Origin of the sequence: Sphingomonas sp., assembly GCF_048595155.1 — a bacterium.
Lineage (GTDB): Bacteria > Pseudomonadota > Alphaproteobacteria > Sphingomonadales > Sphingomonadaceae > Sphingomonas_I.
Genome location: NZ_JBMDXN010000074.1, coordinates 153733 through 179074, shown reverse-complemented (window position 1 = coordinate 179074; position 25342 = coordinate 153733). Strand labels below are relative to the sequence as shown.

General features: G+C 63.7%; 29 protein-coding genes. 14 read left to right on the top strand and 15 right to left on the bottom strand.

Annotated elements, in window-relative coordinates; translation table 11 throughout:
• Positions 1-31 precede the first annotated feature (31 nt).
• Complete coding sequence (locus tag ACOJSI_RS12415) at positions 32-637, top strand: ankyrin repeat domain-containing protein (RefSeq protein ID WP_420138600.1); 606 nt, start codon at positions 32-34, stop codon at positions 635-637.
• On the opposite strand, the gene ACOJSI_RS12410 is transcribed toward ACOJSI_RS12415, so the two are convergent.
• From ACOJSI_RS12410 to aroE, 7 genes are all read right to left on the bottom strand, one after another.
• Positions 634-1116: an MmcB family DNA repair protein gene (locus ACOJSI_RS12410; protein ID WP_420138599.1), complete on the bottom strand. Its 483-nt coding sequence runs from the start codon at positions 1114-1116 to the stop codon at positions 634-636. The two genes, ACOJSI_RS12415 and ACOJSI_RS12410, sit on opposite strands and share 4 nt — an antisense overlap.
• A 62-nt stretch (positions 1117-1178) precedes the next feature.
• Entirely contained in the window at positions 1179-1505 is a 327-nt protein-coding gene (locus ACOJSI_RS12405) for a DUF1491 family protein (RefSeq protein ID WP_420138598.1), read from the bottom strand.
• Positions 1506-1507: 2 nt separating this feature from the next.
• Complete coding sequence (locus ACOJSI_RS12400; protein ID WP_420138597.1) at positions 1508-1975, bottom strand: PTS sugar transporter subunit IIA; 468 nt, start codon at positions 1973-1975, stop codon at positions 1508-1510.
• A 39-nt stretch (positions 1976-2014) separates the two neighbouring features.
• Positions 2015-2590: a ribosome hibernation-promoting factor, HPF/YfiA family gene (gene hpf, locus ACOJSI_RS12395; RefSeq protein WP_420138596.1), complete on the bottom strand. Its 576-nt coding sequence runs from the start codon at positions 2588-2590 to the stop codon at positions 2015-2017.
• A 62-nt stretch (positions 2591-2652) separates the two neighbouring features.
• Positions 2653-3357: a DNA polymerase III subunit epsilon gene (dnaQ, locus tag ACOJSI_RS12390; protein ID WP_420138595.1), complete on the bottom strand. Its 705-nt coding sequence runs from the start codon at positions 3355-3357 to the stop codon at positions 2653-2655.
• A 7-nt stretch (positions 3358-3364) separates the two neighbouring features.
• Entirely contained in the window at positions 3365-3964 is a 600-nt protein-coding gene (coaE, locus tag ACOJSI_RS12385) for a dephospho-CoA kinase (protein ID WP_420138594.1), read from the bottom strand.
• A complete protein-coding gene (aroE, locus tag ACOJSI_RS12380) occupies positions 3961-4815 on the bottom strand; it encodes a shikimate dehydrogenase (RefSeq protein WP_420138593.1) in 855 nt (284 codons plus the stop codon). The genes coaE and aroE overlap by 4 nt, the downstream gene beginning before the upstream one ends.
• 128 nt (positions 4816-4943) lie before the next feature.
• On the opposite strand from aroE, the gene ACOJSI_RS12375 reads away from it, so the two are divergent.
• Positions 4944-5132 carry a hypothetical protein gene (locus ACOJSI_RS12375; protein ID WP_420138592.1) on the top strand — a complete coding sequence of 63 codons (189 nt, stop codon included), beginning with the start codon at positions 4944-4946 and terminating at the stop codon, positions 5130-5132.
• A gap of 25 nt (positions 5133-5157) precedes the next feature.
• Here ACOJSI_RS12375 and ACOJSI_RS12370 read toward each other — a convergent pair whose 3' ends face one another.
• Positions 5158-5757 (bottom strand): Maf family protein, encoded by a 600-nt coding sequence (locus ACOJSI_RS12370; RefSeq protein ID WP_420138591.1) that lies wholly within the window; start codon positions 5755-5757, stop codon positions 5158-5160.
• The gene (locus ACOJSI_RS12365) at positions 5757-6578 is read right to left on the bottom strand and encodes a pyruvate, water dikinase regulatory protein (RefSeq protein WP_420138624.1); all 822 of its coding nucleotides are present in this window, start codon (positions 6576-6578) and stop codon (positions 5757-5759) included. The genes ACOJSI_RS12370 and ACOJSI_RS12365 overlap by 1 nt, the downstream gene beginning before the upstream one ends.
• 310 nt (positions 6579-6888) lie before the next feature.
• Here ACOJSI_RS12365 and hemE point away from each other — a divergent pair, with 310 nt between their 5' ends.
• The 4 genes from hemE to ACOJSI_RS12345 all read left to right on the top strand — a co-directional run bounded on the left by hemE (position 6889) and on the right by ACOJSI_RS12345 (position 10775).
• Complete coding sequence (gene hemE, locus ACOJSI_RS12360; RefSeq protein ID WP_420138590.1) at positions 6889-7959, top strand: uroporphyrinogen decarboxylase; 1071 nt, start codon at positions 6889-6891, stop codon at positions 7957-7959.
• A complete protein-coding gene (locus tag ACOJSI_RS12355) occupies positions 7956-8414 on the top strand; it encodes a CopD family protein (RefSeq protein ID WP_420138589.1) in 459 nt (152 codons plus the stop codon). The genes hemE and ACOJSI_RS12355 overlap by 4 nt, the downstream gene beginning before the upstream one ends.
• A gap of 253 nt (positions 8415-8667) precedes the next feature.
• Entirely contained in the window at positions 8668-9924 is a 1257-nt protein-coding gene (gene rho / locus ACOJSI_RS12350; RefSeq protein WP_420138588.1) for a transcription termination factor Rho, read from the top strand.
• A gap of 206 nt (positions 9925-10130) precedes the next feature.
• On the top strand, positions 10131-10775 hold the full coding sequence (locus ACOJSI_RS12345; protein ID WP_420138587.1) for a TerC family protein: 645 nt from the start codon (positions 10131-10133) through the stop codon (positions 10773-10775).
• Positions 10776-10795: 20 nt separating this feature from the next.
• Here the strand turns inward: ACOJSI_RS12345 and ACOJSI_RS12340 are convergent, their stop codons facing one another.
• Both ACOJSI_RS12340 and ACOJSI_RS12335 read right to left on the bottom strand, forming a co-directional pair.
• A complete protein-coding gene (locus tag ACOJSI_RS12340) occupies positions 10796-11491 on the bottom strand; it encodes a dienelactone hydrolase family protein (RefSeq protein WP_420138586.1) in 696 nt (231 codons plus the stop codon).
• Positions 11488-11949, bottom strand: a complete 462-nt coding sequence (locus ACOJSI_RS12335; RefSeq protein WP_420138585.1) for a methylated-DNA--[protein]-cysteine S-methyltransferase — start codon at positions 11947-11949, stop codon at positions 11488-11490. The genes ACOJSI_RS12340 and ACOJSI_RS12335 overlap by 4 nt, the downstream gene beginning before the upstream one ends.
• Positions 11950-12011: 62 nt before the next feature.
• Between ACOJSI_RS12335 and ACOJSI_RS12330 the strand changes: the two genes are divergently transcribed.
• The 7 genes from ACOJSI_RS12330 to ACOJSI_RS12300 are packed head-to-tail and all read left to right on the top strand — an operon-like array spanning position 12012 to position 18036.
• Complete coding sequence (locus ACOJSI_RS12330) at positions 12012-12248, top strand: DUF6489 family protein (RefSeq protein WP_420138584.1); 237 nt, start codon at positions 12012-12014, stop codon at positions 12246-12248.
• Positions 12203-13543 (top strand): tRNA uridine-5-carboxymethylaminomethyl(34) synthesis GTPase MnmE, encoded by a 1341-nt coding sequence (gene mnmE, locus ACOJSI_RS12325; RefSeq protein ID WP_420138583.1) that lies wholly within the window; start codon positions 12203-12205, stop codon positions 13541-13543. The genes ACOJSI_RS12330 and mnmE overlap by 46 nt, the downstream gene beginning before the upstream one ends.
• A gap of 49 nt (positions 13544-13592) precedes the next feature.
• Entirely contained in the window at positions 13593-15386 is a 1794-nt protein-coding gene (gene mnmG, locus ACOJSI_RS12320; protein WP_420138582.1) for a tRNA uridine-5-carboxymethylaminomethyl(34) synthesis enzyme MnmG, read from the top strand.
• Positions 15383-16009 (top strand): 16S rRNA (guanine(527)-N(7))-methyltransferase RsmG, encoded by a 627-nt coding sequence (rsmG, locus tag ACOJSI_RS12315; protein ID WP_420138581.1) that lies wholly within the window; start codon positions 15383-15385, stop codon positions 16007-16009. The genes mnmG and rsmG overlap by 4 nt, the downstream gene beginning before the upstream one ends.
• On the top strand, positions 16006-16785 hold the full coding sequence (locus tag ACOJSI_RS12310) for a ParA family protein (RefSeq protein ID WP_420138580.1): 780 nt from the start codon (positions 16006-16008) through the stop codon (positions 16783-16785). The genes rsmG and ACOJSI_RS12310 overlap by 4 nt, the downstream gene beginning before the upstream one ends.
• Positions 16786-16798: 13 nt before the next feature.
• A complete protein-coding gene (locus ACOJSI_RS12305; protein ID WP_420138579.1) occupies positions 16799-17677 on the top strand; it encodes a ParB/RepB/Spo0J family partition protein in 879 nt (292 codons plus the stop codon).
• A complete protein-coding gene (locus tag ACOJSI_RS12300) occupies positions 17647-18036 on the top strand; it encodes a nuclear transport factor 2 family protein (RefSeq protein ID WP_420138578.1) in 390 nt (129 codons plus the stop codon). The genes ACOJSI_RS12305 and ACOJSI_RS12300 overlap by 31 nt, the downstream gene beginning before the upstream one ends.
• On the opposite strand, the gene ACOJSI_RS12295 is transcribed toward ACOJSI_RS12300, so the two are convergent.
• From ACOJSI_RS12295 to ACOJSI_RS12280, 4 genes are read right to left on the bottom strand one after another with little or no spacing between them, the layout of a single operon-like run.
• Positions 18033-19085 carry a PepSY-associated TM helix domain-containing protein gene (locus ACOJSI_RS12295; RefSeq protein WP_420138577.1) on the bottom strand — a complete coding sequence of 351 codons (1053 nt, stop codon included), beginning with the start codon at positions 19083-19085 and terminating at the stop codon, positions 18033-18035. The genes ACOJSI_RS12300 and ACOJSI_RS12295 overlap by 4 nt on opposite strands.
• Positions 19086-19093: 8 nt before the next feature.
• Positions 19094-19768 carry a Fe2+-dependent dioxygenase gene (locus ACOJSI_RS12290; RefSeq protein WP_420138576.1) on the bottom strand — a complete coding sequence of 225 codons (675 nt, stop codon included), beginning with the start codon at positions 19766-19768 and terminating at the stop codon, positions 19094-19096.
• Entirely contained in the window at positions 19765-20535 is a 771-nt protein-coding gene (locus ACOJSI_RS12285; protein ID WP_420138575.1) for a tetratricopeptide repeat protein, read from the bottom strand. The genes ACOJSI_RS12290 and ACOJSI_RS12285 overlap by 4 nt, the downstream gene beginning before the upstream one ends.
• Positions 20535-23024 carry a TonB-dependent receptor gene (locus ACOJSI_RS12280; protein ID WP_420138574.1) on the bottom strand — a complete coding sequence of 830 codons (2490 nt, stop codon included), beginning with the start codon at positions 23022-23024 and terminating at the stop codon, positions 20535-20537. Before ACOJSI_RS12280 ends, ACOJSI_RS12285 begins: the two co-directional genes overlap by 1 nt.
• 194 nt (positions 23025-23218) lie before the next feature.
• On the opposite strand from ACOJSI_RS12280, the gene ACOJSI_RS12275 reads away from it, so the two are divergent.
• A complete protein-coding gene (locus tag ACOJSI_RS12275) occupies positions 23219-25336 on the top strand; it encodes a RelA/SpoT family protein (protein ID WP_420138623.1) in 2118 nt (705 codons plus the stop codon).
• Positions 25337-25342: the final 6 nt, after the last annotated feature.

Sequence of the window (25342 nt, the reverse complement as noted above, 5' to 3'; positions counted from 1 at the left end):
ACAAGCGCAGGCGGCGGACGGGAATTACCATATGGGACTGAAGAACGGCGTTTCCAGGGCGATGCTGGGCGGGCTGGCGTTGGCCGTGGCTGTGCCGGCGGCCGCGCAATTTTCCGACAGCTATAATTTCCTGAAGGCAGTGCGCGATGCGGACGGCGACAAGGCCACGCAATTGCTTTCGAAGCCGGGGGCGCCCGTGCTGAACACGCGCGATCCCAATACGGGCGAAAGCGCCCTGCACATCGTGATCAAAGCGCATAACGACACCTGGGTCGCCTTCCTGCTGAGCAAGGGCGCCTTGCCGGATCAGAAGGACCGGCAGGGGAATACGCCGTTGCACATCGCCGCGCTTGCGGGCGATCCGACGGCCGCCAATTACCTGATCGGCCAGCGCGCCAAGATCGATCCGACCAACAATAATGGCGAGACGCCGTTGATCCTGGCGGTACATCGCCGCGATCTGGTCGTTACGCGCGCACTGATCGATGCGGGTGCGGATCCGAAAATCTCCGATACGATCGCCGGCAAGAGCGCGCTCGATTATGCCAAGGACGATCCGCGCGGCGCGGCGATCCTTAAGATCCTGCAGGAAGCCAACGCCGCCCCCAAGAAGCCGATGTCCGGCCCTGTCCTTTAATCCAGACCCGCTAATCCCGCGTCGAGCGACCCCAGCAGACGCTGCGCGGCCCGGCGTGCAAAGCGTAGCGTCTCCACCTTGCGGCGGGCGGCATTGAGCGGCCGATGGTGCGGCGCGCGCAGCATTTCCGCATCGTAACGATCCGCCACAATCAGGCCGGCAATCTCCGGCCGGAAATGCGGCTCCTCGAACGGGTCGAGGATGAAGCCGGCCGGAACCGCCCAACAGAAGCGGTCGCAATAATCCAGATATTCGTGCCACTTGCCGTCGCCGCGCAGATCGGCGCGCGAGCATTTGATCTCAACGATGGTGATGCAGCCCTTCGGGTCGATCGCCATGATGTCGGCGCGACGTCCATTGCCTAGCGGTACTTCACAGATGCCGACACTTTCCTGGCGCCATAATAGCCGCGCCACGCCGCGGGCGACATCGGACGCGACGAGAGGCGCGTCGTCAAAACAATGAGGCAGACTGGCCATGATTCGGCGAGGATAGAACAAGGAGGGAACGGAGTGAAGATGCCGCTATTAACAGCCTGGGATCAGACCGCAATTTGATCCACTATCTCGCGGGCATTGGCGACATCCAGTTCGATCACCCACAGATCCGGGTCGCTGCGTCGCCGTCGCGCAAGATAGTCCCCGCGCTCTTCGGGATTGTCCGGGCCGGTGGGCGACCAGCAATAGCCACCATCCTGGTCGAGCCGCCGTTCCAGCAAATCCCCGCTCACGCCCCGTTCGGCGAGCTGGATCAACACCGCGCCGGCGGTCGCGTCACCTTTGGCGAGGACGGCGCCATGGCCGCCCAGTTCCTCCACACGCCGAATCAGCGCGGACACGAGCATGCCGGCTGCAAGCCGGACCGCCATGGTCAGGCAGCGTCGCGCGTGTCGGCGTGCGCGAAGAGCGCGTAGAGCGCGTCGGGGGAGGCGGCACCGCGCAGCTTCGCGACGAAAGCTTTGTCGCGCAGCTTGCGGCTGACCCGCGCCAGTGCCTTAAGATGTTCGACGCCCGCATCCGGCGGCGACAGCAGCACAAAGACCAGATCCACGGGCATGTCATCGATCGCCTGGAACTCGATCGGACTGGCCAGCCGCGCCACCAGACCGGTCACACGGTCTGATCCCTCCATCTTGCCGTGGGGGATGGCGACGCCGCCGCCAAAGCCGGTCGAGCCCAGCCGTTCGCGATCCAGCAGACGTTCCATGATCAGGCGCGCGTCCAGCCCCGTCAGCGCCGCGGCGTTGGCGGAAAGCTGCTGGAACAGCGCCTTCTTGTTGGGCGCCGCGACGCCGATAAGTGCGGCGTCGGGGCTCAGCAGGTCGGAAAGATCGTCCATAATCAAACACAGTCCGTGGAACGTTGGTCGTGCGCGCAATCAGGCGGCGCGCTGCGGCTCCACCCAGCCGATCGTACCGTCGCCGCGCCGATACACCATATTGAAGGCGCCGGTGCCGGAATTCTTGAACAGCAGCGCATTGGTGTTGCGCAGATCCAGCATCATGACCGCGTCGGACACGCTCGCTTCGGGCACATCGACCCGGGTCTCGGCCACGATCAACGGATTGTCGGCGGCGGACTCCTCTTCCTCCGGCGCCGACTGGAACACGGTATAGCCGGCATTGGCGTCGATCTCGGCCGCAGCCGGCCCGCTCGTCTGGCGGCTCTTCAGCCGGCGCATATAGCGGCGCAGCTGGGTTTCGATGCGGTCGGCCGCCTGATCGAAGGCGGGATGGGCTTCATTGCCCTGTCCGGCGCCCTTCAGGATGACACCCTGCATCACGTGCGCGACGATATCGCAGGAGAAACTGTTGTGCGGGCCCTGACCGAAGGTCACGTGCGCCGAAATCGAGCGCGAGAAATATTTCTCTGCCAAAGCCTGCAACCGCTCGTCCACATGGACGCGCAATGCGTCGCCGGTATCGACCTGATGACCAGACACCCGGATATCCATTTCATTCTCCTTCTAGGGGCTGGACGACGGCGGAACGCTTGCGCGCGCCACCTTCATCCACGTCAATCCATGGCGGGGACGAGCTCCCACACCGGATCGACCAGCTTCTTGATAAACGCCGCGTGGCGCTCCAGTTCCGCTTCGCTTGCGCGATGGGGGCGAGCAGGACGCGCGATGCGATGCACGGCGGCCGATGCCACGGCGAAGGAAACCGGCGCTTCGAGAACCGGTTCCTCCGCCAGCAGCAGGCCGATCTGACGACCCCCACACAGCTCGACATAGACTTGGGTGAGCAGTTCCGCGTCCAGCAAAGCGCCATGTTTGATGCGCTGGCTGCGATCCACGCCATAGCGCGTGCACAGCGCATCGAGGCTGTGCTTGGCGCCGGGATGGCGGCTGCGAGCCATGACGAGCGTATCGATCATGCGGCTCATGCAAATGGGATCGCGCCCGCAATTGGCGAGCTCCCAATTGAGGAAGCCGAAATCGAAGGTCGCATTATGGGCGATAAGCGGCGCATCCCCCAGAAAGGCGACCAGATCGTCCACGATCGCGTGGAAGCAGGGCTTGTCCGAAAGGAAGGTCTGCGAAAGGCCGTGCACCGCCTCCGCCTCGCTCGGCATCGAACGCTCGGGATTGATATAGGCGTGGAAGGAGCGACCGGTTTCGCAGCGATTGACGATTTCCACGCAGCCGATCTCGACCAGGCGATGGCCGTCATGCGGGCTCAGGCCCGTCGTTTCGGTGTCGAACACAATTTCACGCATGAGCGGACTATCCGCCTATGCCGCCGGCCATGCAAGCCGCGATGATGCGTCGGACGGCCGCGCGCGTATCCTGCAGCGTTCCACCCGTCGGTATGACGAAGTCGGCGCGGCGGCGCTTTACCGCATCGGGCATTTGCAGTGCCCTTATCTGCTCCAAGCGCACCCAGCTCATGCCCGGCCGGCTGAGGACGCGCGCCTTTTGCTTCCAGGCCGGTGCCGAGACGACCGCGATCAGGTCGACCCGCCGCCAGAATCCCTTCTCGAACAGCAAGGGCACGTCCGCCACCACCAGCGGCCGGGCACGATGGCGCCGCAAAAAGCGACGACGTTCCCGCTCCACTTCCGGATGAATCAGCGTCTCGAGCCTGTGCAACGCCACCTTGTCCCCCATGACGGCCGCGCCGAGCGCCGCACGATCAACCCCGTTGGCGCTGGTGACGCCCGGGTGGAGCGATTCGATCGCCGCGAGCAATATGCCGCCGGGCCCCTGCATGCGTCGCACCGCCGCGTCCGAATCGAACACAGGAATCCCGCGTGCACGGAACATGGCCGCGACGGTCGACTTGCCCATGCCGATCGACCCGGTCAGGCCGAGCAATATGCTCATGCCGTCAGCCGGGCCCGCAGCAGCGCATCGCTGTCCGGATCGGACGGTGCTGCGACACCGAAGAAATGCTCGAAGGCCAGCCGGCCCTGACCGATCAACATGCTGAGCCCGTCAACCGTCGGATGGCGCCGCATGCGCGCCTCGGCCAGCAGCGCTGTTTCCAGCGGCGCATAGACGGCGTCATAGACGATCGCTCCAGGAGGAATGTTGGAGAAATCCAGCGCCAGCGGCGGCTGGCCGATCATGCCGAGCGAGGTGGCGTTGACAACCAGATCCAGCCGATCGCCAGCATCGCCCCAATCGAAATCGATCGGCGCGGCGAATGTATCCAGCGTGCAGATATGCGTGTCTGCCGGGTTGAAGGCACCGGCAATTTCCTGCGCCTTGGCGAGATCGCGCCCGGCAATGATCAGCGTGAAACCTTCGTCCCACACAGCATGGGCGATGGCGCGCGCCGCGCCGCCGGTTCCCAGGATGCGGGCAGTGCGCAGCAGATGCCGCTCGGCAAGGCGGGGGCGCAACGGCTCAAGAAAGCCGGGCGCGTCGGTATTGTGACCGATCAGCAGGCCGTCCCGCTGCACCACCGTGTTGACCGCGCCGATGGCGGTCGCCAGCGGATCGATGCGATCGAGGAGGGGCATGACGCTCTGCTTGTGCGGCAAGGTGACATTGCAGCCGCGCCAGGCGGGATCGCCGCGGCGGGATGCAAAGAAGTCCGCCAATTCCGCCGCCTGGACGTGCGACCGGCGATAATCGGCATCCAGGCCCAGACGTTCCAACCAGAAGCCATGCATCAGCGGCGATTTGGATTGCGCGATCGGATCGCCGATCACCTCTGCGAAAACGGTCATGATCCGATCGTTCACGCCCAAGACGGTTTTTGACAAGCGGAGAATCGCCGGCGGGAACTTGCCCTCGCGTCATCGATTCTTTGGGAACGCAATCAAGACCTGCCAACCCTGATGTGAAGGGCGTCATCATGGTCGCTGAAATTTGGGAAAGCCGCTCGGGTTCCTGGTTTGGACGTCTGGTCGAAGAACGCACCGGACTCAGCCGCAGCAAGCTGTTCGAGGCCGGCAGCCGGAGCGGCGTAATCGCGCGCATCGACGGCTTCTATCATCAGCCGCGCATCGCCTTCTGCGACAGGGTGCGGCCGACCGAATTTTGATTGTCGGCCGCCGGCCGACCCCCTTTCACGCCTGAAGCACGCCCCGTAGACGCAACCAATCGAGCAGGGGCAACAGCGGCAAGCCCAGGATGGTGAACTGATCGCCTTCGATCCGACTGAACAGCTGCGCGCCGCGCCCTTCGATCCGATAGCCGCCGACGCAGCCCGCGATCGCCGGCCATTCGGCATCAAGATACGCGGCCAGGAACTCGTCCGAAAAAGATCGCATCGTCAGCTTGGCCGAATCGATGTGGCGCCAGATCGGCACGCCGCCCTGCGCCACGACCGCAGCACTTGTCAGCCGATGCGTGGTGCCGGACAGCGCCCGAAGCTGCGCGGCCGCCTCGTCGCGCGATTCCGCCTTGTCGATCAGATCCCCGTCCGCAGCCGTCACGGTCGAGTCGCACCCGAGGACCAGGGCCGTCGGGTGACGCTGCGAAATCTTGATCGCCTTCATCTCGGCAAGCGCGTCCGCCAGCCGTCGACCGTCTGTCCCGTCCTGCAGCATCGCCTGTTTGACGGCATCCTCGTCCACCCGCGCCGCTTCGGCGGTGAAGGGCACGCCGGCTGCATCCAGCATGGCCCGGCGCGAGGCAGACTGGGAGGCCAGGATCAGGTTCGACATCAGGCCGGCCCGGCGCCTTCGCGCTCCCCGATCAGGTTGATGATGGCGGCGGCGGTCTCTTCGATCGACCGACGCGTCACATCGATCACCGGCCAGCCGCGATCGGCGAACATCCGACGCGCCGCCGCCAGCTCGCGCGCCACGGCTTCCTGATCGACATAGGGCGTCTCCGTAACCTGATTGAGCGAAAGCAAGCGGTTGCGCCGGATCTGGATCAAGCGATCCGGGCTGGTGGTGAGGCCGACGATGAGCGGGCGGGTGACCTCAAACAATTGCCGCGGCGGGGGCGTTTCGAGCACGAGCGGGATATTGGCGACCTTATAGCCGCGATTGGCGAGATAGATGGACGTCGGCGTCTTGGACGAGCGCGAAACGCCGGCCAGCACGATGTCGGCTTCTTCCCAATCTTCCGGCGCGATGCCGTCGTCATGGGCAATCGTGAACTGGATGGCATCGACCCGCGCGAAATAAGCGGCATCCAGCGCATGCTGCCGACCGGGTTTGGCTTTCGCTTCCTGTCCCAGCAGACGTTGCAACGCCTCGGTCACGGGATCCAGCGCCGCCACCAGCGGCAAACCGGCGAGGCGGCAGCGCGCCTCCAGCGTCCGGCGCACTTCCGAATTGACCAGCGTGTAGATGATCAGGCCCGGTCGTTGGATGATTTCGGCCAGGACGCGATCGAGATGCCCTTCAGAACGGACCATTGGCCAGAAATGTTTGATGACCTCGACACCGTCAAATTGGGCGACACCGGCCTTGGCAATGACTTCCAGCGTCTCGCCGGTGGAATCGGACAGGAGATGGAGATGCAAACGCATCAGCGGAGGCCGATTTTATTGGAGAATTGCCTGTGGAAAACCATGGGGGCAGAGCTAGCGGAACATGGGCGGCGCGAGCAAGGCGATCGCACTATGCCCGACTTGCGAAAAGCGTCGACACGGCCATCCACAGGGGAAACGGGTCAAATCGTTGCCTGTGGATATCGGGGGAAGTGTCCGTGACTCGCGGCGAACCGCCACGTCCGGCAGAGTCAAGCTGTTGGCAAAAGCAGGTGGCCGGAATAAGCCCCGCTAAATGCCGCCCTACTGACTCCCTCAGAATCCTTTTAAGACTCTTATAGAAAGATAAGGGATGCATTCCGTCGGTTCGGATCGGGATCAAAACGGTTCAAAACCCAGGCCTGAGGCGGATCGCCCGCTGCTCGCGGTCCTGCGCGGGGAACGGCGCGATCCTCCACCCATCTGGCTGATGCGCCAGGCAGGCCGCTACCTGCCGGAATATCGCGCCTTGCGGGCGGAAAAGGGCGGATTCCTCGCGCTCTGCTACGATCCGGTCGCGGCAGCCGAGATCACGCTACAGCCGATCCGCCGCTTCGGGTTCGACGGCGCGATCCTGTTTTCGGACATATTGGTGATCCCCCAGGCGCTGGGACAGGATCTGTGGTTCGAAACGGGCGAGGGCCCGCGCCTGGCGCCGCCGCTGCTGGATGGCGACCTGTCCGGCCTGATCGCAGATGCGACCATCCTGACGCCGATCTACGAAACGGTGCGCCGGGTCGTCCAAGCCTTGCCGGCCGAGACGACCATGCTGGGCTTTGCAGGGTCGCCCTGGACGGTCGCCACCTATATGGTGGCTGGACAGGGCAGCAAGGATCATAGCGCTGCCCGCAGCCTCGCCTATCGCGATCCGGTCGCGTTCCAGCGGCTGATCGACGCGATCATCGCCGCCACGGCCGATTATCTCTGCCATCAGATCGATGCCGGCGTGGAGGCGGTGCAGCTGTTCGACAGCTGGGCGGGGAGCCTTGCGCCGGCGGAATTCCGGCGCTGGGTGGTCGCGCCCAATCGCCGCCTGGTCGAGGAATTGCGCAGCCGCCGCCCCGGCACGCCGATCATCGGCTTCCCGAAGGGGATCGGCGAGAAGTTGCCGATTTATGCGCGCGAAACGGCGGTCGATGCGATCGGGATAGACGAGACGATGGACCCGGTCTGGGCCGACGAGATGCTGCCGAGCACGCTGCCGGTTCAGGGCAATCTGGATCCATTGGCTCTGCTGGCCGGCGGCGATGGGCTGTCCGGGGCGGTGGGCGCGATCCGGGCGGCCTTCGCCAAGCGGCCGCACATCTTCAATCTGGGCCACGGCATTCTTCAGCAAACACCGGTGTCGCATGTCGCGCAACTGCTCGCTATGATCCGCGCATGAGCCTCCCCGCCATGGGATATATCCTTTCGTTGACCTACCTTTGGATCAAGGCAGCGCACATCATCTTCGTGATCTTCTGGATCGCGGGGCTGTTCCTGCTGCCGCGCTATTATATCTACCATCAGGAATCGACGCCGGGCAGCCAGGAAGAGCGCCGCTGGATCGAGCGCGAGGCCAAGCTTCGCAAGATCATCCTCACGCCGGCGATGATCCTGGTCTGGATCCTGGGGGTCACGCTGGCGACGGTCGGGCATTTCTGGGACAGCGGCTGGCTGATGGCGAAGCTGGCGCTGGTGATCGGTCTGTCGGCCTATCACGGCTATATGGTTGGCTATGGCAAGCGGCTGGCGCGGGGCGAACGCCCGGTTAGCGGCAAGGCGTTGCGCCTGATGAACGAAATTCCGGGAATCGTGACCGCGGCGATCGTCATCCTCGTGGTATTGAAGCCTTTCTAAAACGCGTGCTCCTTAGCGGAGCGGTCCGCGGAGGTCATGGTCGCGCCCGAAAAGGCCCACCGACGGGGCGGATGGCACTTGAAGCCGATCCGCTCCGGCACCATCTCCCGCTTGACGATGGCGTCGCCGTCACTTACGCCGCGACCACCTTGGGCCCGCATTCCTTGCGAGCGCCCGATTAGCCATCCAGCTTCGAACAGTCGCTTGCCTGCGCGGTTCTTCCCTCAAAATCTCCCCACCGGATACGCACCAGATGCACCTCAAAGACCTCAAAAAGAAATCTCCCGCCGAACTCGTCGCCATGGCGGAAGAGCGCGGCGTCGAGGGTGCATCGACGATGCGCAAGCAGGACCTGATGTTCGGCATCCTCAAGGCGGAAGCCGAGGAAGGCGAGACGATCCTGGGCCTCGGCACGATCGAGGTTCTGCCCGACGGTTTCGGTTTCCTGCGGTCGCCCGAGGCCAATTATCTGGCCGGTCCCGACGACATCTACGTCAGCCCCAATCAGGTTCGTAAGTTCGGCCTGCGCACCGGTGACACGGTCGAGGGCGAGATCCGGGAGCCGAAGGACGGCGAACGCTATTTCGCGCTGACGAAGCTGCTGCAGGTCAATTTCGACGATCCCAGCGTGGTGCGTCACCGCGTCAATTTCGACAATCTGACGCCGCTCTATCCCGAACAGAAGCTTACGCTCGATCCCGCCGACCCGACCGTCAAGGACAAGTCGGCGCGCGTGATCGATCTGGTCAGCCCCCAGGGCAAGGGCCAGCGCACCCTGATCGTGGCGCCGCCGCGCGTCGGCAAGACCGTGATGCTGCAGAATATCGCGCGCGCGATCACCGACAATCATCCAGAAGTGTTCCTGATCGTGCTGCTGATCGACGAGCGGCCGGAAGAAGTGACCGACATGCAGCGTTCTGTGCGCGGCGAGGTCGTGTCCTCGACCTTCGACGAGCCCGCCACGCGCCACGTCCAGGTTGCCGAGATGGTGATCGAGAAGGCCAAGCGCCTGGTCGAGCACAAGAAGGACGTCGTGATCCTGCTCGACTCGATTACGCGTCTGGGCCGAGCTTACAACACCGTCGTGCCGAGCTCCGGCAAGGTACTGACCGGCGGTGTCGACGCCAATGCGCTGCAGCGGCCGAAGCGTTTCTTCGGTGCCGCGCGCAATATCGAAGAGGGCGGTTCGCTTTCGATCATCGCCACCGCGCTGATCGATACGGGCAGCCGCATGGACGAGGTTATCTTCGAAGAGTTCAAGGGCACCGGTAACTCGGAAATCGTGCTGGACCGCAAGGTCGCGGACAAGCGCATCTTCCCGGCACTCGACGTCGGCAAGTCGGGCACGCGCAAGGAAGAGCTGCTGCTCGACAAGGCCAAGCTATCGAAGATGTGGGTGCTGCGCCGCATCCTCATGCAGATGGGCACCACCGACGCGATGGAATTCCTGCTCGACAAGATGAAGGATTCCAAGACCAACGAAGACTTCTTCGACTCGATGAACCAGTAAGAGGCATCGCGATCGGCGCGTCCTTTCCGGGGCGCGCCACCTTTGCTCGTGATCGCTACTCGTGGATGGCAGGCGCGTAATCGCTATGCCGGCGGTGCTGACGCGGCCGATCTTTGCTGCACCTTTTCTGCGATACAGGGCCGAAGAGGATCTATTTCCGCGTGTCTATCATCGACAGGCCCGGTCCGGTTCAATAACATCCTCATATGACTGAACTTTGGCAGCATATCGTCGCGGACTTCGCGAACATCGGTTCGCCCGCGGCGCTGTCGGCGTTCTTGCAGGTGTTGCTGATCGACATCATGTTGGCCGGCGACAATGCGATTGTTGTCGGTGCCATTGCGGCTGGGCTGAGTGCGGATCAGCGCCGCAAGGTCATCATGATCGGCATCATCGCCGCGCTGGTGCTGCGCATCGCCTTTGCGCTGGCGGTCACGCAATTGCTGCAGATCGTCGGTCTCACATTCGCCGGCGGATTGCTGTTATTGTGGGTCGCCTGGAAGATGTGGCGGGAATTGCGCGGCGATCATGCGGAGACGCATGACGGGCTGAAGCCCGCAAAAAGCTTCGCAGCTGCTGCCTGGGCGGTGGCCGTTGCCGACGTTTCGATGAGCCTGGATAATGTGTTGGCCGTCGCCGGCGCGGCACATGCCCATCCCGGCATCCTTATCATCGGCCTGATCCTGTCGGTCATCCTGATGGGCGTCGCCGCGAATTTCCTGGCCCGACTGATCGAACGGTATAGCTGGATCGCTTATGTCGGCTTGGCTGTCATCTTCTTCGTGGCCGTGAAGATGGTGTATGAAGGCGTGGTCAATCCCAAGGTGGGCGTCCTGACCTTATTCACCTAAGCGGTTGTGGCGCGTGCCGCTCAGGCAAGATGCTGCGCGACGAAAGCCTCCGTCCTGGCATCCGCTTGCTGCGCGGCAGACACGTTGCGACGCTGACCGAAGGTCGCTGCGAAGCCATGGCCCGCCCCCGCATAATCATGAATCTCAACGCGTGGACTGCCGCTCAGCGCCGTCCGAACGTTGGCGCGCATCTCGGCGGGAATGGAGGCATCCATCTCCCCGAAATGCAACAGCAGCGGCCTCGCAATCGCATGCGCTTCGTTGAGATGATCCGTAATCTGCCGCCCATAATAGCCGACGCAAGCATCGGCATCGGTACGGGTGGCGGCGAGGTAAGCGACGCTGCCGCCCCAGCAAAAGCCGACGACGCCGACCTTGCCGCTGGCGCCGATCACTGCGCGGGCATGGCGGATCGCCGCCTCGACATCGGCCACGGCCTGGTCGAAATCGAAATGGGTGCGGAGCGCCATGGCCTGTTCGAGCTGATCGGGAATGTCGGGATCGGCGTCGAATCCGGGTGCGAAGCGCCAGAACATTTCAGGCGCAATCGCAAGATAGCCAAGCGCGGCCCAATCATCCGCTTTGCGCCGGATACCGGCGGTCAGGCCGAATATCTCCTGGACGACGATGATTGCGGCCTTGGGCGGGCCGGCCGGCTCGGCGAGATAGGCGGGAAAGCGATCTTCGCCATCGAACGTCACGATGTTGATCATCATGCCCATAGATCACCTGCCTCATGTGCCAGCAGCCATTGCTTGGTCTTAACGCCGCCACCCCCGGAATAGTTACCCAGCCCCTTGCTTGGGAGCACACGGTGGCAGGGGATGATGAGCGGTATGGGATTGCGTGCGCATGCCTGTCCGACCGCCCGAGCGCTTGAGCCGATCCGCGTAGCGAGATCGCCATATTGTGCCGTCTCGCCGTAGCTGATCCCGACAATAGCGGCGCGCAAGGCGGCGCCGCGCGGAGTCGCAAGCGGCGCCAAAGCAAGATCGAAGTGACGGCGACGCCGATGAAAATATTCGTCGAGCTGTGTCGCCGCCTGATCCAGCAAGGCGTCGTCGCCGGCAAGATCGGGCTCGGGCGGCGGGTTGATCCGTAGCGTGGTGATATGTCCCGCTTCGCTGAACAGGCGAAGCGGCCCGATGGGGCTGGCGATCGTTCGTTGCGGCATGGACGCTCTCCCGCGCTTGTTCTACCAGTCGGCTGCAGCAGTAACATGGGAAGGCGCGGGCGATGAACATCACTATGAACATCGAATGTTCGCCCGAGGAAGCACGTCGGTTCATGGGCCTGCCCGACATGACCCCGATCCACGATTTGTATCTCGACAAATTGCGTGAAGCCATGACCAACGGGATGACGCCCGAGCTTCTGGAAAATATGATGCGAAGCTGGTCGCCCATGGGCGAGATGGGCATGAATGCGTGGCAGAAGATGATCGAACAATTGACGGGCACCGCCAAGACGTGAGTGCCGGCGCAAGCGCGCAATCCACCATCTTTGCGCTGTCCAGTGGCGCGCTGCCCGCGGCGATCGCCGTAATCCGGGTGAGCGGAACTGCGGCGGGAGCGGCCTTACGCCAGATTGCGGGACGCCTTCCGCCAGCGCGGCGCGCCGTAACGGCTACGTTGCGCGATTCCGATGGCGCAATGCTGGATCGCGCCCTGGTTTTGTGGCTGCCGGGGCCGGGAACCGCGACCGGCGAGGATAGCGCGGAGTTTCACCTGCATGGAGGACGTGCGGTTGCCGCAGCCGTATTGTCCGCCTTGGCGGCGGTGCCCGGCCTGCGCATGGCTGAACCGGGGGAGTTTACACGGCGTGCCTTCTCCAATGGCCGGCTCGACCTTGCACAAGCGGAAGGCCTGGCTGACCTGCTTGCGGCGGAGACCGAAGGTCAGCGGCGTCAGGCGCTACGTCTGGCGGAGGGCGGGCTCGGTCGCCGTGTGGGGGAATGGCAGGCCAGATTGCTGGCGCTTTCGGCCAGGATCGAAGCCGCCATCGAATTCGAGGAGGATGAGGACGATGTCCCTGCGTTGAGCGCCGCTGATCAGCGGGAGTTGGACGGCTTGGCTCAGGACCTTGCGGCCGCTCTGGCGCAACCGCCCGCCGAGCGTTTGAAAGATGGCGTCCGCATTGTCGTTGCCGGCCCGACCAACGCGGGAAAATCAAGTATTATCAATAGCTTATCAGGGCGGGAAGTGGCGATTGCGTCAGCCGTCGCGGGCACGACCCGCGACATAATCGAAGTGCCACTGACGTTGAATGGGATGCCGTGTGTGCTGATCGATAGCGCAGGGCTTCGGCGTTCGGCGGGCAAGTTGGAGCAGATCGGGATCGCGCGGGCGTTCGCGGCGATCGAGGATGCGGATCTTCTTCTCTGGCTCGGCAAGCCGGAGGATTGTCCGCGCCTGCACGATATCGTCCAGCTACATGCGAAAGCGGACCTCGATAAGCGGGCTGGGGCGGGGGCGGCGGGTTTGCCGGTGTCGGTGATTACCGGGGAAGGTTTGGACGCGCTACGTTCGATTTTGGCCGAGCGGGTTGCGGCGCTCCTCCCAAGGGAAGACCTAATCGCACTGAATGCACGACACCGGCAGCTGATTGCCGAAAGCGCAGATGAACTCGCTGCTGCACGGCAGCAGGATCCGCTCCTTGCCGCCGAACATCTCCGTAATGCGCGAACGGCTTTGGATCGCATTACCGGACGCGCTGGTGTAGAGGAGATGTTGGACGCGTTGTTCGGACGTTTTTGCATCGGCAAATAATGTTCCACGTGGAACATCGTCCGAGCTCCCTATAAGCAGAGCCGAGTAGATGCAGAATTTTGATGTCATCGTCATTGGCGGCGGGCACGCCGGATGCGAGGCAGCCACGGCTGCAGCGCGCAGAGGCGCACGCGTTGCCTTGGTGACAATGGACCCGCGCCAGATCGGCGCCATGTCGTGCAATCCCGCAATTGGGGGCGTCGGAAAGGGGCACCTTGTTCGCGAACTCGACATCTTCGACGGCCTGATGGCACGTGCTGCAGACGCGGCAGCGATCCATCACCGGATGTTGAATCGCAGTAAGGGCGCGGCCGTTCATGGCCCCCGCGTTCAGGCGGACCGCCGACGATTCAGAGATGCCGTTCAGGCGTTAACGGCTCGTCAGTCCGGCCTTTCGATCCTTGAGGGCGCAGCCGAGTCGCTCCTTATAGATAGCGGCACGGTGGTCGGGGTTGTGCTAGCCGATGGCCAGCACCTGTCCACACGGGCGGTTGTCCTCGCTACGGGTACGTTCCTGGGTGGACGGTTGCACCGCGGCCTGGAACAGGTGGCGGGAGGACGAACCGGCGAGCCAGCATCGATCACGCTGGCGGCGCAGCTGCGCGAACTGGCGCTGCCGATGGGGCGGCTCAAGACGGGAACGCCACCGCGCCTCGACGGAAGGACGATCGACTGGGCGCGGCTGGAACGGCAACCGTCCGACACGGTCGCATGGACAATGTCACCGCTGACGCGCGAAAGACAGCTGCCGCAGCTTGCCTGCGCGATCACGCGCACGAACGAGAAGACGCACGACATCATCCGCGCTGGGCTCGTCGAATCGCCGATGTTCACCGGCGCGATCGAGGGATCGGGTCCGCGCTATTGTCCGTCGGTCGAGGACAAGGTGGTCCGCTTTGGCGATCGTGACGGCCACCAGATCTTTCTCGAACCGGAAGGGCTGGACGACCCGCTGATCTATCCCAACGGTATTTCGACATCGTTGCCGGTGGTGGTCCAGGCAGAGATGATCCGCTCGATCGAAGGGCTGGAGCGGGCGGAGATTGTCAGCCCGGGTTATGCGGTGGAATATGACTTCCTTGATCCCCGCAGCCTGTCCCACACGCTTGAGCTGCGTGCTCTACACGGGCTCTTCTGCGCGGGGCAGATCAACGGAACGACAGGGTATGAGGAAGCGGCAGCCCAGGGGCTGATTGCGGGACTGAATGCCGCATCCCATGCATGCGACCTTATGCCCGTGCTCCCTGACCGGGCGGATTGCTATATCGGCGTGATGATCGATGATCTCACGCTGCAGGGCGTGACCGAGCCATATCGGATGCTCACGGCTCGGGCGGAATATCGCCTGAGGCTGCGGGCGGATAACGCGGTATCCCGACTCGGGCAGCTGGCTATTCAGAGCGGCGCGATCGGGCAGGAGCGCCGGGAGATGATCGAAGCCCGTTTGGCGCACATCGAACATGTAAGCGAGGTGGCGCATGTACGGGGCCGCGGTGGGATTTCGCTGGCAGATCGCGTTCGCCAGAATGAGGATGTCTTGACCGAGCTGAAGAGTAAGGTGCCGCAGGTGGATGACGATGTGCTAAGCGAAGTCGTGGATGACGCCCGCTATGCGCCTTATCTCGAGCGCCAGAAGTTGGAGGTGGAGCGCATACGGGCAGAAGCGTCAACCTCGCTTGATCGAATCCACAGCTACCGTGCGATTGGCGGTCTCTCGGCCGAAATGGTCGAGCGGCTCGAAGCCGCGCGGCCTGCCAATCTGGCGGCAGCAGGACGGATTCGAGGAATCACGCCGGCAGCACTCGCCGCTATTCTGGTTGCAGCGCAGCGTCGTGCCGCGTGACGGAGGAAGAGGCGCTCGAATGGCTGGCAGTTCGCAATGTTCCACGTGGAACATTGGATAAGCTGGATCTGTATACGCAACTGCTGAGGCGTGAAGCTTCCGCACAGAATTTGGTTTCGGCATCCACGCTGGATGCCATCTGGTCGCGTCACATTGTCGATTCGGCGCAGCTGCTCGACCATGCTGGATCATGGGGAAAGTGGATCGACCTTGGCTCCGGCGCTGGTTTTCCTGGGCTGGTGGTCGCGCTGATAGGGCAGGGGAAGGTGACGCTGGTGGAAGCGCGGGCCAAGCGCGTGACCTTTTTGCGCGAAGTTGCCGCTGCCACTGGCATCGAAGACCGTGTCACTGTCATTGCCGGGCGTGTCGAGACCGCCGAAAAACGGCGCTTCGATGTCATCAGCGCGCGTGCGTTCGCGCCATTGGAGAAGCTGCTTACCTTGGGACTTCCCTTCTCCGACAAAGCGACGCGATGGGTGCTTCCCAAGGGCAAAAGCGCCGCTGAGGAACTGGCAGCATCCCATGGATCGTGGCAAGGTAGCTTCGAACTGGTCCCCAGCGTCACCGATTCCCAAGCGTCGATTATCGTCGCGACGGGCGTCGCCTCAAGGAAGCGCCGATGATCCGCATCGCCATTGCCAATCAGAAGGGCGGGGTCGGCAAGACGACGACCGCGATCAATCTTGCGACGGCGTTGGCTGCCACCGGATTTCGCGTCCTGCTGATCGACTTCGATCCTCAGGGTAACGCCTCGACGGGGCTAGGTGTCGAGCGCAGTGCGCGAGAAACATCGATTTATCAAGTACTTATCGGTGAAAGCGAACTTAATGCAGCCGCCATTGCCACCCAGGTGCCGCGGCTGGACGTGATCGCTGCCACGCAGGATCTTTCCGCCGCCGAAATCGAGCTGTCCGATCTTCCCGACCGCACACGTCGGCTCGATAAGGCAATCGAGCGCGCCGAAGCCCGCTGGGATGTTTGCCTGATAGACTGTCCGCCCTCCTTGGGCCTGCTGACGATCAATGCGCTGGTCGCGGCGCGCAGCCTGCTCATCCCGCTGCAATGTGAGTTCTTCGCATTGGAGGGCATGAGTCAGTTGCTCCACACGGTCGAACGGGTGCGCGGCAGCTTCAACCCGGATCTTGCCATCCTTGGCGTTGCGCTCACCATGTATGATCGGCGCAACCGCCTTTCCGAACAGGTGGCTGCCGATGTCCGGGAGGTGGTCGGCGATCTGGTTTTCCAGACCGTCATACCGCGGAACGTGCGCCTGTCGGAGGCTCCCAGCCACGGCCTCCCGGCGCTGGTCTATGACCACCGGTGTCCCGGATCGGAGGCGTATATCGCGCTGGCGGGAGAGATGATTGCGCGGCTGCCGGTACCCGCGGTCGCGGCATGAGCAAGGACACAGCATGAGTGAAGTGAAACGGGGGCTGGGACGGGGCTTGTCGTCGCTGCTCGGGGAAGCAGCGCGCGAACAGCCGATTGCCGCGGATGCACCGCGCGCGGCTGGCGTGCAGATGATCGCCATCGCGCAGATCGTCGCGAACCCCGATCAGCCGCGCCGCCATTTCGACGACGCGGCGTTGGACGAGCTTGCGGATTCGTTGCGGGAGCGCGGCTTGATCCAGCCGATCGTGGCGCGGCCGGTTGCGGACGGCAAATATCAGATCGTTGCAGGGGAGCGGCGCTGGCGCGCAGCCCAGCGCGCACAATTGCACGAACTGCCGGTTATCGTCCGCAAGCTCAATGATGCTGAGACGCTCGAACTGGCGATCATCGAAAACATCCAGCGGCAAGACCTCAACGCGATCGAAGAGGCGGAATCCTACCAGCGCCTGGCGCGCGAATATGGCCACAAGCAGGAAGCGCTGGCCAAGATCGTCGGTAAATCGCGCAGTCACGTGGCGAACCTATTGCGGTTGCTGGACCTTCCGGAGAGCGTGCGAGCGGCGGTGGCGGACGGCCGGCTGACGATGGGGCATGCCCGTGCGCTGGCGGCTGCCGGCGATCCTGCCACGCTGGCGAGCGAAGTGATGCGGCGGAGCCTGTCAGTTCGTGAAACCGAGGAACTGGCGCGCGGCGGCAAGGCCCCCCGGGAACGCCAGCGCGTGCAGGCTCCGGCGGCCGTAGATGCCGACGTGGCCATGCTGGAGCGTCAGCTACGCGACCAGCTAGGTCTCAAGGTGGGCATCGCGCACACCGCCAAAGGCGGCAGTGTCACCATCACTTACGCAACGCTAGATCAGCTCGACATGGTGTGCCAGCGGCTTACCGGAGATCGCATCTGACTCCCGACGGCTGGGCCTTTGCCCGGAGCTGGGCGGAGGCCTGGAACCGCCACGATGTGGAGGCGGTGATCGGTCTGTTTGCAGAGGATGTCGTTTTCACATCTCCGCTGGCGCGGTCGCTGCCGGGCTTTCCCGACGGGGAAGTGCGCGGCAAGGCGGCTTTGCGCGATTATTGGACGGCCGCGCTGGCACAGGTGCCGGATCTGCGTTTCGATATCCGCTTCGTGCAGGTCGGCATCGACCTCATCATCATCGGATTTCGCAATCAGCAGGGGGTGGAGCGCTGCGAAATCCTGAAGCTTCGTGATGGCCTGGTGCTGGAGGGGCATGGCACGTATCCTGCCCCGTTCGGGGCTTAGACTGTAGCAGCCCGTCGCCGCGCGACGTCGCTCCGCCATTTGCGCGTTCGCAGCCACATCAGGATTCCGGTCACACCCAAAAGGGCAGGTGCGATCCCCGCCAGGAAGATGATCAACTGGAAGACGAAGCCCATATTCGTGCCGTCGTGCAGCCTGCGATAGAGCGGGCGCGTACGGGGGCGCTCCGGTTCCTGGTCTTTTGGCGCAATCGTGCCGCTGGCGTCGTCGATCTTGATGAGCGCGCCCTTGTCGCCGCGGATCGTCCAGGTCGCGCTCTTGTCGGTCGGCCAACTGATCGTCGCCTTGCCCTTCACAGCCGCCGCCGCGAGCGCCTGATCCACGCTGAGCCGTGGTGAAGACAGGGGTGTCGGCATCTGCCGGCGCGCGCCGCCGGCGCCGATCATCTGCGGCCATGCGATGATGATGCCCGTCAGCGACAGCAAGGCGAGCGGCAGCGACATCCAGAAACCGACCATATGATGCAGATTGCCGTCCAAAGCGGGCTGCCGCCGCCACCGGAGGCCGCGTGTCCACCGGCCGGAAATGGGCCACCACAGCCAGATTCCGGTCAGCGACGAGATGAGCATCAGCACGCCCAGCCAGCCCACCACCGCGCGGCCGGACGCGGGCAATTGCAGGCTGCCATGGAAGATATGCGCCCAGCGCAGCAGCGGGCTCGCCGCCGGGCCCGCGTCGATCAGCGTTCCCTTGGCGGGGTCGATCCAGGCCGCCAGGCGCGCCGGGGGCCCGCGCCTCTGGCCGGGCTTCGGCACCGTGGCCGTCACCATCACCGGCCCTTCGCCGATCGACAGGCCGGAAATGACACTGCCCTTCGGCAGCGCCTCCCGGGCGGTCGCAACATAGGCAGAGGCGGGGAGGGCGGCCGGGCCCAGTTCGGCATGATGCGCAGGCTGCAGCAGGCGGTCGAGCGGTTCATCCCATACCAGCATGGATCCGGTGAAGGATAAGGGGATGAAGATGATCGCGACGATGATGCCGATCCATTTGTGGATCTGAAACCAGAGGTTCCTCAACTGCCCCTTCGTCATCCTGCCCCCTAAAGCTCCGCCCAGCGGCGTAGTAAATTGTGATAGACGCCGGTCAGTCGAACGAGCGCCGGGGCGCCCGCCCCTGCCACGCTGGTCAGCTGCTGGATCGACCGGTCGAGATCGAACAGCATGTCGCGCGCGCTCTGGTCGCGCACCATCGACTGGATCCAGAAGAAGCTCGCGCAGCGCGTGCCACGCGTCACCGCCGCGACGCGATGGACGGTCGACGCCGGGTAGAGGATCATGTCGCCCGCCGGCAGCTTAACCGGTGCATGCCCCTCCGCGATCAGCTCGCCACCGTCATATTCGGCGGGATCGTTGAGGAAGAGCGTCGCGGACAGATCGCTCCGCACGCGAAAATCGCTACCGGCGCGGATCCGTACCGCGCTGTCGACATGATCGCCGAATGTTTCGCCGACGCCATATCGGTTGAACAGCGGCGGATAGATTTTGAGCGGCAGGGCAGCGGCGATGAACAGCGGTGAGCGCCCGAGCGCATCCAAAACGATATTGCCCAGCTTTCGGGCTTCGGGACTGTCCTCGGCAAGCTGCCGGTTCTTCTTGGCGAGCGCCGATTGATGCCCCGACGTGGCATTGCCGTCGACCCACTCCGCCGACGCCAAAGCTGCGTTCATGCTGCGCAGCAATTCGGCATCTGCCACCTGCGGGATGACGATCATCAATGGGCTCCCGCGAGCCTGGCTGCGGCCGCAGCATAAGCGTGACCTTGTGTGCGAAGATGGTCGATCATCTGGCGGCGGAAGCGTTGATTGCCACCGGCCCAGGCACGCTCCATCCACGCGATCGCATCGTCGTGCGCCCCGCGCATTGCCAGGATGCGGCCATGATTGAACTGTCCGCGAAAATCCCCGCCCGCGGCCGCAATGGCATAATGACGCGCCGCTTCCTCCATGTCGCGATCGACAACCCAGCCATCTTCGTAAAAACTGCCGACGAAATTATGCGCCTTGGCAAAGCCGTCGTCCGCTGCCTCGCGGAACAGCAGCAAGGCCGCGGCCTTGTCTTCCGGAACGCCTCGGCCCAGCGCGAGCATGGTCGCATAATTATACTTGGCCCAGGTCAGCCCGCGCGCTGCGGCCTGGCGGAACCAGCCCGCAGCATGGACGTGATCGACCTCCACGCCCCAGCCAAGATCATAGCAGCGACCTACCATATTGGCGGCCTCCAGATGCCCCGAACGTGCGGCCCGTTCGAACCAGTGGAACGCCTGCTGCGGATCGCGGCCGACGCCGTCTCCGTCCAGCAGCATCTGACCGAACCGCGCTTGTGCTTCCGCCGATCCCGCCTGCGCGGCGGTGGCGACGAAGGCGGCGACGTCCTCGCGCGATCCCGACAGGCGGCGCTGGATGTCCTCTACGCTCAGCGCGTTGAGTGCATCGATCGCGACGGCGGGCCGCCTAACATTGCTCCGCTCGGACAGGCCCACCATCAATAATCGAAGCTCAAGGTACCGAAGACGGTGCGGCCGGGCGCGATAGACGCATAATGGCTGGAATAGGCCTGGTTGAAGTAGCGCTTGTTGGTAAGGTTCTGCGCATTCACGCTGAGCTCGACATGATCGTTGAGCTTGTAGCTCGCGCGCCCGTCGAAGCGCCAATAGCTCGGGATAGATCGGGCGAGGATGGTTGTGGCGGGGTTGATCGTCACCACGCCGGCGGCGTTCTGCGTCGCCGTGCGGTTGTCACTGAAACCGCCGAACACGCGGCTGGTGTAGAAGGCGCCGCCGCCCAGTGAAAAGCCATGCGTTTCATAACTGGTCCAGGCGGTGAAACTGTCCTTGGCGGTTTGCGGGAAGCGGCGGCCATTATTGACCGAGGGTACATAGACGGTCTTTTGGGCCTGGCCGGCAACCGCGGCGACGGTGAGCGCGGTCATGCCGGCTTCGCGGATCTTGGCGTCGAGGTGCGAATAGCCGCCGAACACGGTCCAGCCATTGATGATGCGGCCGTTGAAGCCGATCTCGAACCCGTTGACGCGCTTCTTGCCGATGAAGGCGACCGTGTTGGCGTCCACGGATACGCGGGCATTCGTGCTTTCGGTCCGGAAGATGGCGGCGGTCAAGGACAGTCGCTCATCGAAGATGTCTGCCTTCGCACCGGCCTCCAGCGACTTGGTCTTTTCAGGCTTTAACTGGTCCAGCAGCGGCGTGACCGTTGTGCCGAGCGAATTCTGCTCCTGGCCTTCGCCCAGCAGGCTGTTGGGCGGCGTCGTGCTGGTCGCGTAGGACAGGTAGAGACTGCTGTTCTTGGTGGGCTTGGCGACGAGGCCGGCCTGATAGCTCCAGTTGCGATCGCGCCGGCGCAATTCGATCGAAGGCGCGGTCGGGGTCGCGCGACCGGGGCGGATCTTCGATGTGAAATCATCGTACCGCACGCCGAGGTTAGCGATCAGCCAATCGTCGAGCGAGATGGAGTCGAAGAGGTAGGCCGCGCGGGTGATGCCGGTATTGGCGGTGTCGCCGTAGCTGGGGCTGCGCACCACCGGCGTCTGCACGGTGGAGGTGTCGCTGGCATAATTGACCCATGGGTCGTTCGGGTTGGGGTCGAACAGCGACGTGCAATAATAACGCGCGATCGTGGTGCTGTTGCAGCGCGGACTGATGCTCGCGCCGTTGGACATGACGTAGGTGCCACGGCGCGCGTCTTCGCTGGAAAATTCCAGGCCGGTGGCCACGCTATGCTTGAGCGGTCGGGTGGCGAATTTGGCGGTCAGGTCGGTCTGGTTGATCAGGCTGTTGGTGACACCCGCACGGGTATTGGCGCGACGCCAGACATAGCCGCCACTGGTGAATTGAGTAACGCCGCCAACGACCGCGTTGGTCGTCGTCGTGCCGATGACATTGCCGGTGGAATCGTCGGGCAGCAGGAAGCTGTAGCCCTGCCAGGTATGGCTGAAGCGCGCCGTGTTGCGCAGCATGACGTTGCTGCCGAAATCATGTTCGGCCCGCAGCGTGAACTGATCCGTGTTCGATTTGCGGAAGTCGCGATCCTTCAGCCCGTAGAAGGTCGAATAGGGAACCGTGCCGGTGACGCCGCCTGTGGTGGTGACCTTATGGACCGGTTCCGACAGCACGAAATTGCCGGCTGGCGCGTTGCAGATCGTAGCCGAGCAGACATAGCCGTAGGGCAGGCCACTGTCCGGCAGCTCGTTGGTGTGGAGATGGTAATAAGATGCGGTCAGCCGCGTCGGCGTGCCGAGCCCGATCGCGATCGACGGGGCCACGCCCCAACGCTTCTGCCAGATCGCATCGCGGCCGGCGACATCCTGATCGTGCCACATGCCTTCGATCCGCACCGCGATCATGTCGTTCAGTTGGTGGTTCACGTCGATCGTGCTGCGCTTGTAATCGGCGTTGCCGTAACTGGCATCGGCGTGGACGAAATCGGCCTGCTTGGGCAGCTTGGACACGATGTTCAGCGTGCCGCCGGCCGAACCGCGCCCGCCCAGCACGCTGTTGGAGCCCTTCACGACCTCGATCTGCTCGACCGCGAACACTTCCCGGCTCTGCGCGCCGATGTCGCGCACACCATCCAGATAGGTCGAACCCTGGCTGTCAAAGCCACGGATGAAGGGACGATCGCCGATGGGATTGCCGCCTTCGGCAGCACCGAAGGTGATACCGGGAATGGTGCGCAGCGCATCGACCAGGCTGGCGGAGCCGGTGTCCCGGATCAGCGATTCCGGCAAGATGGTGATCGAGCGCGGCGTATCGATCAGCGGTGCGGTGAGCTTCAGGTTTACCGGCGCTTCGTGCCGGCCGGTGACAATCACGTCGGATCGCTCGGCGGCGTCGGCATCGCCCGGGTCGGCTGCTGCGTCGGCAGTGGCATGGGCTGAGGAGACAAACCCCACACACGACAAGGCCAGAAAGGCCGGCTTAGCCCAATCGGACGGCTTCGGTTCAGCAACGCGCGCCATGATTTCCCTTTGCTTTTCGGGGCAATTGTTTCGCCTCTGATGCGGAATCCCGCTAATGCGAATCGTTCGCAAGGTCAACCTTATTGAGAACCGCTCGCATTGTTGCTGCGGTTTGGCGATGGCGGTGGCGAGTTTCTGCATTCCGAACAGGATGATGCTTGCGTTGTGCCCGCCTCAAACCCCATCTTGTTGGGATGCTGCGCCAATATGAGCTCGTCGATCGGGTCCTGAGTTACGATCCCACCGCCGATGAGGCCCTGCTGAATCGCGCCTATGTTTTCTCGATGGCGGCGCATGGATCGCAAAAGCGGGCCAATGGCGATCCCTATTTCAGCCATCCGATCGAGGTGGCCGGTATCCTGACCGATCTCCATCTCGACGACGAGACGATCGCAACCGCGATTTTGCACGATACCGTCGAAGACACCGTCGCCACGCCGGAGCAGATCGAGAAAAGCTTCGGGCCGTCGGTCGCGCGGCTGGTGGATGGGGTCACCAAGCTCAGCAAGATCGAAGCGCAAAGCGACAATGAGCGTGCTGCGGAAAACCTCCGCAAATTCCTGCTCGCCATGTCGGATGATATCCGCGTGCTGCTGGTCAAGCTGGCGGACCGGCTGCACAATATGCGCACGCTCAAGTTCATCCCGGCCGAGGCCAAGCGCCGCCGGATCGCGCGCGAGACGATGGATATCTATGCGCCGCTCGCCGAGCGGATCGGCATGTACGAATTCATGAAGGAGATGCAGACGCTCGCTTTCGCCGAGCTCGAACCGGAAGCGTTCGATTCCATCACCAAGCGGCTCGAACAGCTCAAAAAGGGCGGTGGCGATCAGGTTGCGCGTATCTCGTCCGGCATTCGCCTCCTGCTTGCCCAGAAGGGGATCAAGGCGGAGGTCGAGGGGCGGGAAAAGCATCCTTATTCGATCTGGCGCAAAATGACGGAGCGCCACATCAGCTTCGAGCAATTGTCCGACATCATGGCGTTTCGCGTCATCGTGGACGAGAATGAGCAATGCTATCGCGCGCTCGGCTTGCTGCACGAACGTTGGCCGATGGTGCCCGGACGGTTCAAGGATTATATCTCGACGCCCAAGCGCAACGGCTATCGCTCGCTTCACACCGCGGTCATGCACCACGAGCGCGTCCGGATCGAAATCCAGGTGCGGACGCAGAAGATGCACGCCGAGGCGGAATTCGGGGTGGCCGCACATTGGGCCTATAAGGCCGGCGGCATGATCCAGCCGGACGTGAATTCGCGCTGGATCCGCGATCTGGTCGAAATTCTCGATCACGCCGCCAGCCCGGAAGAGCTGCTCGAACATACGCGCATGGCGATGTATCAAGACCGCATCTTCGCCTTCACCCCGCAGGGCGAACTCATCCAGCTGCCCAAGGGATCGACCCCGGTGGATTTCGCTTATGCGGTCCACACCGACCTGGGCGACCAGACCGTCGGCGCCAAGATCAACGGGCGGGTCGTGCCGCTGCGCACCGAGCTGAAGAATGGCGACCAGGTGCAGATCCTGCGATCCAAGGCACAGGAGCCACAGGCCGCGTGGATGGGCTTTGCCGCCACCGGCAAGGCGCGCGCGAAGATTCGACGCTTCGTACGCCAGAAGGAACAGGCGGAGATGATCGCACTGGGCCGGCGCTTTTATGACGCGATCGTTGCCCGCATGCCCGCGCCTTTGTCGAGCGATGCGCTGGCCGAGGCGCTGAAACGGCTGAAATTGCCTGACGCGGACCGCCTGATGGAGGATATCGCGCGGGGTGCGATCGATGACGAGCAGGTGATGGAGGCGCTGATGCCGGGCTCGACCGGCGGCCTCAGCGCCAGCGTCCGCCGCGCGCCGCGCAGCGCGATCTCGATGAAGGGGCTGACGCCCGGTGTCGCCTTCACGCTGGGTGCCTGCTGCACGCCGGTGCCGGGGGATCGGATCGTCGGCGTCCGCCGACACGATGCGGCGGTGGAGGTCCATGTGATCGAATGCCCGGTGCTGCAGGCGGCACCGGAAGAGGACTGGGTCGATCTCGCCTGGGGCGACAGCAGCGAGGGCGGGACGGGCCGCTTACGCGTGATCGTGCGCAACGAGCCGGGCTCGCTCGGCATCATGGCGGGCATTCTTGGCGCGCAGGGCGCCAACATCGTGAACATCAACCTGTCGGAACGCGATGCGAGCTTCCACACATTCCAGGTGGTGGTGGAGGTGCATGACGTTGCCCATCTGATGCGGATCCTCGCTGCGCTCCGCGCCGCCGACGCGATCGTCAGCGCCGAACGCCTCGAGCCGCGCGCACCGCTCGCGGCGTGAACGGCA

Coding starts and splice junctions, on each gene's coding strand:
- ACOJSI_RS12415 (WP_420138600.1), top strand. CDS start 32: ATGGGACTGAAGAACGGCGTTTCCAGGGCGATGCTGGGCGGGCTGGCG.
- ACOJSI_RS12410 (WP_420138599.1), bottom strand. CDS start 1,116: ATGGCCAGTCTGCCTCATTGTTTTGACGACGCGCCTCTCGTCGCGTCC.
- ACOJSI_RS12405 (WP_420138598.1), bottom strand. CDS start 1,505: ATGGCGGTCCGGCTTGCAGCCGGCATGCTCGTGTCCGCGCTGATTCGG.
- ACOJSI_RS12400 (WP_420138597.1), bottom strand. CDS start 1,975: ATGGACGATCTTTCCGACCTGCTGAGCCCCGACGCCGCACTTATCGGC.
- hpf (WP_420138596.1), bottom strand. CDS start 2,590: ATGGATATCCGGGTGTCTGGTCATCAGGTCGATACCGGCGACGCATTG.
- dnaQ (WP_420138595.1), bottom strand. CDS start 3,357: ATGCGTGAAATTGTGTTCGACACCGAAACGACGGGCCTGAGCCCGCAT.
- coaE (WP_420138594.1), bottom strand. CDS start 3,964: ATGAGCATATTGCTCGGCCTGACCGGGTCGATCGGCATGGGCAAGTCG.
- aroE (WP_420138593.1), bottom strand. CDS start 4,815: ATGACCGTTTTCGCAGAGGTGATCGGCGATCCGATCGCGCAATCCAAA.
- ACOJSI_RS12375 (WP_420138592.1), top strand. CDS start 4,944: ATGGTCGCTGAAATTTGGGAAAGCCGCTCGGGTTCCTGGTTTGGACGT.
- ACOJSI_RS12370 (WP_420138591.1), bottom strand. CDS start 5,757: ATGTCGAACCTGATCCTGGCCTCCCAGTCTGCCTCGCGCCGGGCCATG.
- hemE (WP_420138590.1), top strand. CDS start 6,889: ATGCATTCCGTCGGTTCGGATCGGGATCAAAACGGTTCAAAACCCAGG.
- ACOJSI_RS12355 (WP_420138589.1), top strand. CDS start 7,956: ATGAGCCTCCCCGCCATGGGATATATCCTTTCGTTGACCTACCTTTGG.
- rho (WP_420138588.1), top strand. CDS start 8,668: ATGCACCTCAAAGACCTCAAAAAGAAATCTCCCGCCGAACTCGTCGCC.
- ACOJSI_RS12345 (WP_420138587.1), top strand. CDS start 10,131: ATGACTGAACTTTGGCAGCATATCGTCGCGGACTTCGCGAACATCGGT.
- ACOJSI_RS12340 (WP_420138586.1), bottom strand. CDS start 11,491: ATGATGATCAACATCGTGACGTTCGATGGCGAAGATCGCTTTCCCGCC.
- ACOJSI_RS12335 (WP_420138585.1), bottom strand. CDS start 11,949: ATGCCGCAACGAACGATCGCCAGCCCCATCGGGCCGCTTCGCCTGTTC.
- ACOJSI_RS12330 (WP_420138584.1), top strand. CDS start 12,012: ATGAACATCACTATGAACATCGAATGTTCGCCCGAGGAAGCACGTCGG.
- mnmG (WP_420138582.1), top strand. CDS start 13,593: ATGCAGAATTTTGATGTCATCGTCATTGGCGGCGGGCACGCCGGATGC.
- ACOJSI_RS12310 (WP_420138580.1), top strand. CDS start 16,006: ATGATCCGCATCGCCATTGCCAATCAGAAGGGCGGGGTCGGCAAGACG.
- ACOJSI_RS12305 (WP_420138579.1), top strand. CDS start 16,799: ATGAGTGAAGTGAAACGGGGGCTGGGACGGGGCTTGTCGTCGCTGCTC.
- ACOJSI_RS12295 (WP_420138577.1), bottom strand. CDS start 19,085: ATGACGAAGGGGCAGTTGAGGAACCTCTGGTTTCAGATCCACAAATGG.
- ACOJSI_RS12285 (WP_420138575.1), bottom strand. CDS start 20,535: ATGGTGGGCCTGTCCGAGCGGAGCAATGTTAGGCGGCCCGCCGTCGCG.
- ACOJSI_RS12280 (WP_420138574.1), bottom strand. CDS start 23,024: ATGGCGCGCGTTGCTGAACCGAAGCCGTCCGATTGGGCTAAGCCGGCC.
- ACOJSI_RS12275 (WP_420138623.1), top strand. CDS start 23,219: ATGCTGCGCCAATATGAGCTCGTCGATCGGGTCCTGAGTTACGATCCC.